Annotated in this window: 1 tRNA gene and 1 rRNA gene; both read left to right on the top strand. The window is 39.0% G+C overall.

The annotated features are described in order from the left end of the window. Positions 1-58, top strand: a 16S ribosomal RNA gene (locus AEQU1_RS16160); the annotation flags it as partial. A 166-nt stretch (positions 59-224) separates the two neighbouring features. Further along, positions 225-298: transfer RNA gene (locus tag AEQU1_RS16155), tRNA-Ile, on the top strand. Positions 299-400 lie beyond the last annotated feature (102 nt).

The following is a 400-nucleotide window of genomic DNA, read 5'->3' as shown; positions in this document are numbered from 1 at the left end:
TGGGGCTAAGTCGTAACAAGGTAGCCGTACCGGAAGGTGCGGCTGGAACACCTCCTTTCTAGAGAAAGACGACCGAAAATTCAACAAGAGAGACTCTTAATATGAAGATTAAAGGGGTCTTGCTTGGTTTAGCTGTCAATTTTATAATATTTATAGTCAACAGGTACAGTGTCAGCACATCAAAACTGATAACTGAATACTGAACATTGGAGACTTTTTTTTAAAGTCCCATAGCTCAGCTGGTTAGAGCGCTACACTGATAATGTAGAGGTCGGCAGTTCGAGTCTGCCTGGGACTACATAATTTTAGATTAAGGATTAACGATTGTCGATTTTTGATTTAAAAAAGTTCATTAACACATACTGAAGGAAATTTTAGAAGTTGGGTTTGTTGCGGGTTT

The organism is Aequorivita sp. CIP111184, from assembly GCF_900489465.1.
In the GTDB taxonomy this organism is placed as follows: Bacteria; Bacteroidota; Bacteroidia; order Flavobacteriales; family Flavobacteriaceae; genus Aequorivita.
This window is presented reverse-complemented; position numbering and strand designations above follow the sequence as displayed.